Source organism: Allobosea sp. GW821-FHT09G06 (genome assembly GCF_059416005.1).
The window spans coordinates 14,899-27,162 of record NZ_JBWKOI010000003.1; the positions used below are offsets into that span (position 1 = coordinate 14,899).

The following is a 12,264-nucleotide window of genomic DNA, read 5'->3' on the forward strand; positions in this document are numbered from 1 at the left end:
CCTCCCTAGCTCGTCGCCGGACCGTTGGACGGCTCGACATTCACCAGGAACGCCTTGAACTCGGGCGTCTCGATGTTGGCGTCGCCGACGAACGGGGTGAGGCTGTTGGGGCCGAAGCCCTTGCGTGCCGCACCGGTGAAGCCCCAGTGGAGCGGGATGCCGACGACATGGACGGTCTTGCCGTCGCAGATCAGCGGCTTGATGCGCTTGGTCACCACCGCCTTGGCATAGACCGCGCCGCGGGCCGAGGAGACCTTCACCCAGCCGCCCTTCTGGATGTTCTTCTCCGCGGCCAGCTGCTCGCTGATCTCGACGAAGAACTCCGGCTGGAGCACCGCATTCACCCAGACATGCTTGGTCCAGTAGTGGAAGTGCTCGGTCAGGCGGTAGGAGGTCGCCGCATAGGGGAACTTGTCGGAGGTCCCGAGCGCGGCGAGGTCGTCCTTGAAGATGCGCGCGGCGGGATTGCCGCGGATCTTGGGCGCCATGACGTTGGCGACCGGGCTTTCGAACGGCTCGTAATGGGCCGGGAAGGGGCCGTCCTTCATCATGCCGCGCGAGAACAGCCGCGCCGTTCCCTCGGGGTTCATGATGAACGGGCCGACATCCTGCGGTTTGGCGGTGACCGCGATATCCGGCACGTCGTAGCCGGTCCAGGCCGCGCCGTTCCATTCGATCAGCTTGCGCTTGGGATCCCAGGGCTTGCCGTCGATATCGGCCGAGGCGCGGTTGTAGAGGATGCGCCGGTTGGCCGGCCAGGAGAAGGCCCAGTTGGAATAGGCGCCGGTATTGGCCGGGTCGCTGGTGTCGCGCCGGGCCATCATGTTGCCCCGCTCGGTCCAGCTGCCGGCATAGATCCAGCAGCCGCAGGCCGTCGAGCCGTCGTCGCGCAACTGCCCGAAGGTATCGACCTGCTTGCCCCTCTCCAGCAGGACCTTGGTCGGATCGACCGGGTCGGTCACCGTCGAGACGACATAGCCGTTCATCTCCTTGGCCATCTCGTCCGGCTGCGGGTCGTCCGGCAGGCGATAGGGCCAGTGGAGATTGAGGATCGCGTCCGGGAAGGCGCCGCCTTCCTTCTCGTAGAGGGCGCGCAGGCGCTGGTAGATCTGCGCCATGATCCAAGTGTCGGCCTTGGCTTCGCCCGGAGGTTCCTGCCCCGGCCAATGCCATTGCAGCCAGCGGCCGGAATTGACCAGCGAGCCCTCGTCCTCGGCGAAGCAGGTCGTCGGCAGCTCGAAGACCTCGGTCTGGATCGACTCGGGCTTGACGTCGTTATGGACGCCCTCGTCCTTCCAGAACCGCGCGGTCTCGGTCTGCAGCGGGTCCATCACCACCAGGAACTTCAGCTTCGACAGCGACGCCGAGACCTTGCCGCGATTGGACAGGGAGAGCAGCGGGTTGAAGCCTTGGCAGAAATAGCCGTTCACCTTGCCCTGGTGCATCATGTCGAAGTACCGGAGCATGTCGTAGCCGGGAACGTCGAGCTTCGGCAGCCACTGGTAGGCGAAGTCGTTTTCCGGCGTCGCGGCCTTGCCCCACATCGACTTCAGGAAGCTCACCATGAACTTCTTGTAGTTCTGCCAGTAGCTCATCTGGTTCGGCCGCAACGGCTTGAAGCCGCGCGTCGACATGTAGGTCGTGAAATCGACCTCCCTGTCGGTTCCCAGCGTGAGATAGCCCGGGATCAGGTTCGACATCAGGCCGATATCGGTCAGACCCTGGATGTTGGAGTGCCCGCGCAGCGCGTTCATGCCGCCGCCGCGCACGCCGATATTGCCGAGCAGCAATTGCAGCATCGCCATCGAGCGGATGTTCTGCGAGCCCTTGGAATGCTGTGTCCAGCCGAGCGCGTACATCGAGGTCATGACCTTGTCGCGCGCGGAGGTCTCCGAGATCATCTTGCAGATCGCCAGGAACTTGTCCTTCGGCGTGCCGCAGATGCGCTCGACCATCTCCGGCGTATAGGCCGCGATGTGCTTCTTCAGGAGCTGGTAGACTGAGCGCGGATGCTGCAGCGTCTCGTCGACCTGGACATAGCCGTCCGGCCCGAGCTCGTATTCCCAGCTCGAGCGGTCATAGTCGCGCTTGGCCTCGTCATAGCCCGTGAACAGGCCGTCCTGATAGCCGAAGCCTTCCTTCACGATATAGGGCGCGTTGGTGAAGGCGCGCACGTAGTCGTGCTGGATCTTGTCGTTGTCGATGCAATACTTCATCGCCCCGAGCAGGAAGGCGATGTCGGTGCCTTGCCGGATCGGCGCATAGAAATCCGCGACCGAGGCCGAGCGCGTGAAGCGCGGATCGACGACGATCAGCTTGGCGCCGCGCTGGGCCTTCGCCTCAGTGACCCATTTGAAGCCGCACGGATGCGCTTCGGCAGCATTGCCGCCCATGATGATGACGAGGTCGGTGTTCTTGATGTCCGTCCAGGAGTTGGTCATCGCACCGCGACCGAATGTTGGGGCCAGACTGGCCACCGTCGGTCCGTGTCAAACGCGCGCCTGGTTGTCGAACGCCAGTATCCCGGTGCTTCGCACGACCTTGTAGGTCAGGAAGGCCGTCTCGTTGGTGGTGGCCGACGCGGCCAGGAAGCCCGTGGTCAGCCAGCGGTTGACCGTGACGCCGTCCTGGTTCTTGGCGACGAAGTTCTTGTCGCGATCGTCCTTCATCAATCGCGCGATGCGGTCGAGTGCCTCGTTCCAGCTGATCTGGCGGAAGGCCTTCTCGCCGGGGCCACGATATTGCGGCACCTTGGTGCGCGTCTCGGAATGGACGAAATCGAGGAGGGCGGAGCCCTTCGGGCAGAGCGTGCCGCGATTGGTCGGATGGTCCGGGTCGCCCTCGATATGGATGATCGCCGGATGGGCGTTCTTGGACTTGTCGCCCAGGCTGTACATGATGACGCCGCAGGCGACGGAACAGTACGGACAGGTATTTCGTGTTTCCGTGGTGCGCGCCAGCTTGAAGGGCCGCACGGCCTGGGCAAGCGCCTCCTCGGCACCCCCGAACCCAAGCGCGGCGACGGCAGAACCGGCGACACCCGCACCTGCGGCTTTCAGAAACTGGCGACGCGAGAGCTCATGCAGCATCTCAACCTCCCAGGCGACGACGAAGCGTCGTTCGATTTGGAATAGTGAAACTCTAGGCAGGGGGCGTCAAGGCGCGGTCCCCGTGGCCGGAGAGGTGGGTTCTTAGACTTTCGATCTACGATCCATGCGGCCTTGCGCGGTTCGCCGCAGCGACGTGGTCAGCCGCGAAGGGCCGGCACGGGGGCGGCCGGGAGCGGCTCATGGGCCACGTTGATATCGGCGGCCGCGCCGCCGCCCCAGGCCGATGCGAGCTGCGCGACGACATGCCGGCCGAAGCTCTCGTAGGGAATGCGGATCGAGGTCAGCCAGGGTGCGATCCAGTGGTTGATGGCGTTACCGTCGATGCCGACGAGGGTGCTGCGTTCGGGGATGGCGATGCCGGCTTCCGTGGCGCGGCGATAGGCGCCATAGGCGATCATGTCGCTGACGCAGAGCGCGCCGTCGGGCCAGCCGAAGCTCTCCTCCAGGCTTTTCGCGGCTGCGTAGCCGATCTCGATATGCGACAGGCCGGGCGCGCTGGCCTGCCGGATTTCGGTCTCAGGCACGCCCTGCGCGACGAGGCGGCGGATGAAGCCCTCGGCGCGCTCGGCGGTACTGGAGGCGTTCTGCGTCGCCATCAGCACGGCCGGGCGCCTGATGCCCTGCGCCAGCAGGTGATCGGCGGCGTCGGCGCCGGCCTTGCGGTTGTCGATGCCGACATAGGCGCCGCCGCCGAGCGGATTGCGCCGTGCGACGAAGACCATCGGGTCGCCGCGCGCGAGGGTATCGGCGAGACCGGCGCTGGCGACCGCGCTGACCATGACGTAGCCCGCGACGAACTGGTCGCGCATCGCGCGCAAGTAATCGTCCTGCAGGTCGGCGCGGTCATGCGTGTCGCAGAGGATCATGACGTAGCCTGCGTCGCGCAGCGCCGCTTCGGTCGAGACCGCGATCGCCGCCATCGCGGGATTGTCGAGATTGGGCGCCAGCATCGCGACCACCCGGCTGGCCCGGCGCTTGAGCGCGCGCCCCACTGGATTGGGCCGATAGCCGAGCTGCGTGATCGCCTGCTCGACGCGGGCGATCGTTTCGGCTGAGGCCCGCCCGCTCTTGCCGTTGACGATGCGCGAGACGGTCGCGACCGAGACGCCGGTCTCCCGTGCGACCGTCGCCAGCGAAACGCCGTCCTTCGGCGGTCTTGCGGGTTTTGCCGTCATGGCCTCCTCAGGGTGCCCCGCCAATTCGGTGAATGCGAAGCCGGCTCAAAAGGCTCTCGTGCAGCCATGCCGGTTCGCCTGCCCGTTGACAAGTAAGGCAATCGTTTGCCTTAGTGATTGTCAAGGCGCTCGACGAGGCGCCGTGACCGGTACAGGGATGGAACGCAGATGCAGGGGAAGCACTGGATTTCCGCGCTCGCGCTGACGGCTGGCCTCACTATCGGCGGCGCGGCCTTCGCCCAGACGACGGTGCGCATCGCCTGGTATTCCGATGGCAACGAGGGCGAGGTCGTCTCGGACCTGCTCAAGCGCTTCGAGGCACAGAACAAGGACATCAAGGTCGTGCTCGACCAGGTGCCCTACAAGGCGATCACCGAGAACCTGCCGGTCCAGCTTGCCTCGGGGCAGGGGCCGGACATCGCCCGCGTCGTCGATCTCGGCGGCATCGCCCGTTATGCGCTCGACCTGCGCCCGTATCTCAAGGACGCCGCCTACTGGGAGAAGAACTTCGGGCCGTTCCTGCCCTGGATGCGCCCTGAGGGCGATTCCAGCGCGATCACCGGCTTCATGACGCAGCTCACCGTCACCGGCCCCTTCGTCAACAAGACGCTGTTCGAGCAGGCCGGCATCGCCATGCCCGGCGCCAAGGCGACCTGGGAGGATTGGGGCAAGGCCGCGAAGGATGTCGCCGCCAAGGTGCAGGCGCCGTTCCCGCTGGCGATGGATCGCTCCGGCCATCGCTTCTTCTCGGTCGCGGTCTCGGAGGGCGCCAAGGTCTTCGACGACAAGGGCGAGCCGGCCGTGATCGACGACGGCTTCAAGCGCGCCGCCAAGCGGGTCTATGACTGGCACCAGAGCGGCGTGATGAAGAAGGAGCTCTGGGGCTCGGTCTCCGGAACCGCCTATCGTGGTGCCAATGACGAGTTCAAGAACGCCCAAGTGGTGCTGTACCATTCCGGCTCCTGGCAGATCGCCCAGTTCGACAAGACGGTCGGCGACGCCTTCGACTGGGTCGCCGTTCCCTCGCCCTGCGGCGCCGGCAATTGCTCGGGCATGCCGGGCGGTGCCGGCCTCGTCGCGATCAAGACGACCAAGAGCCCGGAAGCCGTCGCCAAGGTGATGGATTATCTCGCCAGCGAGCCGGTGCTGAGCGAGTTCTATGCCCGCTCGCTCTTCGTGCCCGGCCATCTCGGCATCGCCGCCAAGGGACTCGACTACAAGGACGCCAGCCCGCAGGCCAAGGCCGCGCTCAAGGTCTTCTCGGATCAGGTCGCGCAGCTCTCGCCGGTCGCCTACAAGCTGCAGGGCTATGTCAACAACCGCGTCATCTTCAACGCGGTGATCAGCCGCCTCGGCCAGGCGATCTCGGGCGAGGGCACGCTCGAGGAGGCCTATAAGCGGATCGAATCCGACATCGCCCAGCAGATCGCCGAGCGCAAGAAGTAAGGCCGATGGCCTCCGCCGAGACAAAGCCGCAGCGGGAACATGCGGGCGCCGTCGGCCTTCTCGCCGCGCCGCTCGCGCGCCTGATGCGCCTCGTCGACGGGCCGATGCGAGCGCTCCAGCGCCTGATCGGCGAGCGGCGGATGGCCTATGTCTTCATCCTGCCGAACCTCGCCTTCTTCTCGCTCTTCGTCTTCCTGCCGCTCGTCATCAACTTCGTCTTCTCGGTGACGGGCGGGGCAGGGCTGTTCCCGAGCGAACGGCCTTTCGTCGGGGCGCAGCAATACGGTTATCTCTTCGATTGCGGCTCCTTCCTCGATCCGTCCTCCTGCCGCGAGGACCATTTCTGGCGCGGCGTTTCCAACACCGCCCGTTTCACCGTCTTTCAGGTCACGGCGATGGTGCTGTTCTCGCTGCTGACCGCGATCGTCCTCAACATGAAGATCAGGGCGCGCGGCTTCTTCCGCGCCGTCTATTTCTTCCCGGTCCTGCTTTCGCCGGTCGTGGTGGCGCTGACCTGGAAATGGATTCTCCAGCGCGACGGCCTGCTCAATGCCGCGCTCACCTCGCTCGGCGGCGAGCGCATCCTGTTCCTGGTCGATCCGAGCTGGGCGATGTTCTGGATCGTCTTCGTCTCGGTCTGGGCCCATATGGGCTTCTACACGCTGATCCTGCTCGCAGGCCTGCAGGCCATCCCCGCCGATCTCTACGAGGCGGCCGAGATGGATGCGACGCCGCGCTGGCGCGTGTTCTGGCGCATCACCTTGCCGCTGCTCTGGCCGAACATGATCGTCGTGATCGTGCTCGCGCTGATCAAGGGCGTGCAGACCTTCGACGAGGTCTTCGTGCTGACCGGCGGCGGACCGGGCACGGCGACGCTGATGATCGTGCACTACATCTATGAGACGGCCTTCGCCAATCAGGTCCAGAATTTCGGCCTGGCGGCAGCGGCCTCCGTCGTGCTCGGTGTCGTGCTCTTCGCGCTGACGCTGGCCCAGCTCGCGGCGAGCCGCCGCAAGGGGGCCGCATGAGCCTCGCCAGCCGCATGATGACTGCAAGGCGCAAGCCCGGCCGCTGGCATTGGACCGACATCGCGGCCTATGCCTATCTCGCGCTCGGCGTCGTCCTGATGTTCGGCCCGGTGCTCTGGCTCGGCCTGTCCTCGTTCAAGACGCAGGCCGGTTTGCTCGAATTCCCGCCCTCGCTGCTGCCGATGTCGCAGAAGGAGGTGGCGGTGCCCGGCCAGCCGCAGAAGCTGCCGCTCTTCGAGGTCGAGATGCCCGATGGCACGAAGCGCGTGCTGGCGCAGGTCCGCCGCATCGGCATCCAGGCCCAGATGGTCGATCCCGAGAAGCCCGGCGAGACGATCCGCGTTCCCATCGACAAGCGCACCCCCGTCCGGGAGTTCAAGCTCGCGACCGAGAACTACACCGAACCGCTGGAGCGCTTCGCCTTCACGCGTTTCCTCTGGAACTCGGTCTTCGTCACGCTGGTCGCGACGATCATCACGCTGATTATCAACTCGATGGCGGCCTATGCGCTCTCGATCTACGAATTCCCCGGCAAGACGGCGGTGATGCTGATGGTCATCGGCACGCTGATGATCCCGATCACGATCATCCTCGTGCCGGTCTATCTGGTCATCACCAAGCTCGGCCTCGTCAATTCGCTCTGGGCTGTGATCCTGCCGGGCGCCGCGACGCCGACCGGCGTCTTCCTCCTGCGGCAATACATGCTGACCCTGCCGCGCGACCTGATCGAGGCGGCCCGCATGGACAAGGCCTCGGAGTGGCAGATCTACTGGCGCATCGTCATGCCGCTCGCCATGCCGGCGCTGGCCGTGCTCGCGATCTTCTCGATCATGTGGCGCTGGAACGAGTTCCTTTGGCCGCTTGCCGTGCTGACCAAGACGGAATCCTACACGCTCCAGATCGGCCTCAACGCCTTCCAGGGCGAGTTGCAGACGCAGTGGCACTACCTGCTCGCGATGACCGTGGTGACGCTGTTGCCCGTCGCGCTCGTCTTCGTCTTCCTGCAGCGCTTCATCACCACCGGCATCGCCAATACGGGAATGAAATAATGGCCGGCCTGACGCTTTCCGGGGTCCGCAAGGCCTATGGCGCGACGACGGTGCTGCACGGCATCGATCTCGACGTGGCCGATGGCGAGTTCGTCGTCTTCGTCGGCCCCTCCGGCTGCGGAAAATCGACCCTGCTGCGCTCGATCGCCGGGCTGGAGGAGATCACCGGCGGCACGATCGCGATCGATGGCGCTGACGCCACCCATCTGCCGGCCTCCGAGCGCGGGCTTGCGATGGTGTTCCAGTCCTATGCGCTCTACCCGCATATGAGCGTTTACGCGAACATGGCCTTCGCGCTGGAGAACATGGGGTTCAAGCGCGACGAGATCGACAAGCGCGTGAAGCGCGCGGCCACGATGCTGCGCCTCACCGACTATCTCGAGCGCAAGCCCAAGGCTTTGTCCGGCGGCCAGCGCCAGCGCGTCGCCATCGGTCGCGCCATCGTGCGCGATCCGAAGATCTTCCTGTTCGACGAGCCATTGTCGAACCTCGATGCCGAACTGCGCGTCGCCACCCGCAAGGAACTGGCCGCGCTCCATGCCGAGATCGGCGGCACGATGATTTATGTCACCCATGATCAGGTCGAGGCGATGACGCTGGCCGACCGGATCGTCGTGCTGCAAAGCGGGCGCATCGAGCAGGTCGGCACGCCGCTCGACCTCTACAACCGCCCCGACAATCTCTTCGTCGCCGGCTTCATCGGCTCGCCGCGCATGAACCTGCTGCCCGGCCGGGTGACGGCTGCCGGCAAGGTCGCGCTGGGCGAGGGGGGCCACGAAGTCGCCTGCGCCACCGGCAGCCTCGCCATCGGCAGCAAGGTCACGCTCGGCATCCGTCCCGAGCATCTGGCCCTGGCGCCGGGAGGGCAGGGGCTGCCGCTCGCCATCGACCTCGTCGAGCGGCTCGGCGGCGAGAGCTACCTTTATGGGACCGCCGCCGGTCTTCCCCAGATCACGCTCCGGCTCGACGGCCAGAGCGAGCATGAGCGTGGCCACAGCGTCGCGCTCGCCTTCCCGCAGCAGAGCCTGCACCTGTTCGACGAAGCCGGCCGGGCAATCCGGCCCTAGAGACTGCCGAGAGAGATTCCATGAAAGCCCTCAGCCAAGGCCGCTATCTCGGCCGCAATGGCGAAGCCGCCCTGTTCGATCTCGGGCTCGGCCATGCGCTCACCGTGCGCATTCTCGAAGGCGATATCGGCCGGGTGACGCTGAAGCCGCAGGACGGCTACCGGCTCGACCGCGGCTGGTCGATCGCGCCCGGCGGGCTGGAGCCGGCCTATGAAGGGCGCCCGCGCGACAGTCTCGAAGGCTTCGCCTGTCCGAAGACGGATATCCGGGCGGGCGCCGACAAGGTCGTCATCGCTGCGGGCGGATTGAGCGCCGAAGTCACGCTCTCGCCCTTCGGCATTGCCTGGCGTCGCGACGGTGAGGACAAGCCCTTCCTGCAGGACCGTACGACGCAAGCCTATCTGGTTTCGCCGCGCACTGGCGCGCTCGCCCATTTCATGGCGCGGGATTATCACGAGCGCCATTACGGCCTCGGCGACAAGGCTGGTCCGCTCGACCGCACCGGCCGCCGCTTCGCCATCGACGCCGTCGACCCCTGCGGCTTCGATGCTGAATTGTCGGACCCGCTCTACAAGATGCTGCCCTTCTTCATCGTCGACGGGCCGGCGGGAGCCCACGGCATCTATTACGACAACCTCTCGACCGGCAGCGTCGATTTCGGCTGCACGCTCGACAATTACCATGGCCTGTTCCGCTCCTGGAAAGGCGATGACGGCGATCTCGATTACTACGTCATGGCCGGCCCGACCGTGCCGGATGTCGTCAGGCGCTTTTCCTGGCTGACCGGCGGGCAGGCCTTCGCGCCGCTCTGGTCCTTCGGCTTCGGCGTCACCTCGATGGCGATCGCCGACGCGCCCGATGCCGATGCCCGCATCAGCGACTTCATCGGCAAGCTCACGACGCATCGCATCCCCTGCGATAGCTTCCATTTCGGCTCCGGCTATACCCAGATCGGCCATCGCCGCTACGCCTTCAACTGGAACCGGCAGAAGTTCCCGGACCCGAAGGCGACGATGCAGCGCCTGAACGATGTCGGCATCTTCACGGTCGCGAACCTCAAGCCCTGCCTGCTTGACGACCATCCGCGCCTGAAGGAGACGCTCGACGGCGGTTTCCTTGTTCAGGATGGCAAAAATGGCAAGCCGGCCGTCGCCCAGTTCTGGGACGGGCTCGGCTTCCATCTCGATTACACCAACCCGAAGGGCCGGGCCTGGTGGCGCGACGGCATCGAGACTGCGCTGCTCGATTACGGCTTCACCACCGTCTGGAACGACAACAACGAATACGAGATCTGGGACGAGGACGCGCTCTGCGACGGCGATGGCCGCCCGTTCAGGCAGGCTCTGGCGCGCCCGGCCCAGCCGCTCTTAATGACCAAGCTCTCCTATGAGGCTCAAGCCGATCGCCAGCCCGGCAAGCGCCAATATGCGATCACGCGCGGCGGCTGCGCCGGCATCTCGCGCTATGCCCAGACCTGGTCGGGCGACAACGAAACCGCCTGGAAGACGCTGCGCTACAACCTGACGCAGGGGCTCAACATGAGCCTGTCGGGGATGTTCTCGATCGGCCACGATGTCGGCGGCTTCCATGGCCCGACGCCCGGTCCCGAGCTTTTCGTGCGCTTCAATGAGTTCTGCAGCCTGTGGCCGCGCATGGTGATGAATTCCTGGAACGATGACGGCGTCGTCAACCTGCCCTGGATGTATCCGGAGATGGTGCCGCAGGTGCGCGAAGCGATCTCGCTGCGCTACCGGCTGATGCCCTATCTCTACACGCTGATGTGGCGCGCCAGCCGCGACGGCACCCCGGCGATCCGCCCGCTGCTCTGGGATTTCCCGCAGGATGCGAACGCCGTGAAGGCCGACGACGCCTTCATGCTCGGGCCGGATGTGCTGGTCGCGCCCGTGCTGGAGGAGGGCGCCCGCGAGCGCAGCGTCTACCTGCCGGACCATGAGGGCGGCTGGTACGACTGGCACACCGGCCAGCACTTCGACGGCGGCGCGGTCGTGACGGTCGCGGCCCCGCTCGGCCGTCTGCCTGTCTTCGTCCGCGCCGGCGCGCTGATCCCGCTCGGCAATCCCGAGGGCATCGACGATCTCCGCGAGGTCCTCGTCTGCGGACTCCTCGAGGGTGCATCCGGCGAGCTCTACGAGGATGACGGCGACACCGCCGACTGGCGCGGCACTGGGGCGACCGTCATCCGCTTCCGCGTGAAGGACGGCGAGATCGCGGTCGACCAGCAGGGGGATCGCGATCCTTTCTTCGACCGCATCGCGATCCGGCAGATCGCGGATGGGGCGGCTGCTCGCTAGGCTGCGCCGCATTCCCAGGCAGGCCGCACGCCTGAGCTAGCCACCGCAGTCATGCTCGGGCTTGACCCGGGCATCTCTTGCCGAGGAAGGCTCCCGCGCCTCACTCCTCAGAGATTCTCGGGTCAAGCCCGAGAATGACGCCTTGCCATGGTTACGAACCGCTCCGTCCTGCTCGTAGCTTACGAGCCCAGCCTTGAGGTCGGCTCGGAACGAAGGGGCCATCCCCAGTGGTAGGTTCGACAGCGTCGGCATGACCGCAAAACACAGAAGTAAGGTTGTCAGACAACTGATACCATGACAATGCTGCGAGGGACAGGAACCCGCCATGCAGCTCTCTTCGATTGGATCACGCCCCAATCTCGCCAGCGATGCCGCCACCGCGCTGGCGACGTCGATCCGTTCGGGCGCCTTGCAGCCCGGCGCGCGTTTGCCCTCCGAGACGGAGCTTGCCCGCCAGCTTGGCGTCAGCCGGCCGGTGGTGCGCGAGGCGATCGCCTATCTCAAGGCCGACGGCATCGTCGAAAGCCGGCGCGGGCTCGGGCTCTTCGTCAACCAGCAGGATTCCTTGCGCCTGCGCCGCGCCGAGATCGCGGCTTCCGAGCAGTCGATCCTGCAATTCCTGGAATTCCGCCTCGGGCTGGAGGTCGAGGCGGCGCAACTGGCCTCGCTACGCCATACGCCGGAGGACCTCGCCCGGATGGAAGCGGCCGAGGCCGCTTTGAACGCGGCCGACGATGCCGGCGAGGACAGCGCCGCCCATGACCTCGCGCTTCACCTCGCCATCGCCACGGCCGCGCATAACCCGCTCTTCCTGACCGTGCTCCAGTTCGTGTCGAGCCCGCTGCTCAACTCGATCCGCAGCATGCGCGACAAGGATCGCGGCGAGGATTCCAATATCGCGATCCGCCGCGCCGACCATGCCGCGATCCTCGATCGGATCCGCGCCCGCGACCCGGCCGGCTCCGGCGAGGCGATGCGCAAGCATATCGGTGAATCCTATCGCCGCTACGCCACCCAGCTGACCGCGAGCGGCACGATGCCGGCCCATCCGGCCCTCCAGAACCCGACGACATAGGA

General features: G+C 65.9%; 8 protein-coding genes. 6 read left to right on the plus strand and 2 right to left on the minus strand.

The genetic code is table 11. The annotated features are described in order from the left end of the window. Positions 1-5: 5 nt before the first annotated feature. Positions 6-3,089, minus strand: a complete 3,084-nt coding sequence (gene fdnG / locus AC07NY_RS16320; RefSeq protein WP_494584713.1) for a formate dehydrogenase-N subunit alpha — start codon at positions 3,087-3,089, stop codon at positions 6-8. A 158-nt stretch (positions 3,090-3,247) separates the two neighbouring features. Then, the gene (locus tag AC07NY_RS16325; protein WP_494584714.1) at positions 3,248-4,285 is read right to left on the minus strand and encodes a LacI family DNA-binding transcriptional regulator; all 1,038 of its coding nucleotides are present in this window, start codon (positions 4,283-4,285) and stop codon (positions 3,248-3,250) included. Positions 4,286-4,453: 168 nt separating this feature from the next. On the opposite strand from AC07NY_RS16325, the gene AC07NY_RS16330 reads away from it, so the two are divergent. The 6 genes from AC07NY_RS16330 to AC07NY_RS16355 all read left to right on the plus strand — a co-directional run bounded on the left by AC07NY_RS16330 (position 4,454) and on the right by AC07NY_RS16355 (position 12,262). Beyond that, a complete protein-coding gene (locus AC07NY_RS16330) occupies positions 4,454-5,731 on the plus strand; it encodes an ABC transporter substrate-binding protein (RefSeq protein ID WP_494584715.1) in 1,278 nt (425 codons plus the stop codon). A 5-nt stretch (positions 5,732-5,736) separates the two neighbouring features. Then, positions 5,737-6,759 carry a carbohydrate ABC transporter permease gene (locus AC07NY_RS16335; RefSeq protein ID WP_494584716.1) on the plus strand — a complete coding sequence of 341 codons (1,023 nt, stop codon included), beginning with the start codon at positions 5,737-5,739 and terminating at the stop codon, positions 6,757-6,759. Further along, the gene (locus AC07NY_RS16340; RefSeq protein ID WP_494584717.1) at positions 6,756-7,808 is read left to right on the plus strand and encodes a carbohydrate ABC transporter permease; all 1,053 of its coding nucleotides are present in this window, start codon (positions 6,756-6,758) and stop codon (positions 7,806-7,808) included. Before AC07NY_RS16335 ends, AC07NY_RS16340 begins: the two co-directional genes overlap by 4 nt. Then, entirely contained in the window at positions 7,805-8,875 is a 1,071-nt protein-coding gene (locus tag AC07NY_RS16345) for an ABC transporter ATP-binding protein (RefSeq protein ID WP_494585131.1), read from the plus strand. The genes AC07NY_RS16340 and AC07NY_RS16345 overlap by 4 nt, the downstream gene beginning before the upstream one ends. 20 nt (positions 8,876-8,895) lie before the next feature. Then, positions 8,896-11,187: a TIM-barrel domain-containing protein gene (locus AC07NY_RS16350; protein WP_494584718.1), complete on the plus strand. Its 2,292-nt coding sequence runs from the start codon at positions 8,896-8,898 to the stop codon at positions 11,185-11,187. 325 nt (positions 11,188-11,512) lie between these two features. Then, positions 11,513-12,262 (plus strand): FadR/GntR family transcriptional regulator, encoded by a 750-nt coding sequence (locus AC07NY_RS16355; RefSeq protein WP_494584719.1) that lies wholly within the window; start codon positions 11,513-11,515, stop codon positions 12,260-12,262. Positions 12,263-12,264: the final 2 nt, after the last annotated feature.

Excerpts from the sequence above, each read along its gene's own strand:
- AC07NY_RS16325 (WP_494584714.1), bottom strand. The coding sequence starts at position 4,285 with ATGACGGCAAAACCCGCAAGACCGCCGAAGGACGGCGTTTCGCTGGCG.
- AC07NY_RS16330 (WP_494584715.1), top strand. The coding sequence starts at position 4,454 with ATGCAGGGGAAGCACTGGATTTCCGCGCTCGCGCTGACGGCTGGCCTC.
- AC07NY_RS16335 (WP_494584716.1), top strand. The coding sequence starts at position 5,737 with ATGGCCTCCGCCGAGACAAAGCCGCAGCGGGAACATGCGGGCGCCGTC.
- AC07NY_RS16340 (WP_494584717.1), top strand. The coding sequence starts at position 6,756 with ATGAGCCTCGCCAGCCGCATGATGACTGCAAGGCGCAAGCCCGGCCGC.
- AC07NY_RS16350 (WP_494584718.1), top strand. The coding sequence starts at position 8,896 with ATGAAAGCCCTCAGCCAAGGCCGCTATCTCGGCCGCAATGGCGAAGCC.
- AC07NY_RS16355 (WP_494584719.1), top strand. The coding sequence starts at position 11,513 with ATGCAGCTCTCTTCGATTGGATCACGCCCCAATCTCGCCAGCGATGCC.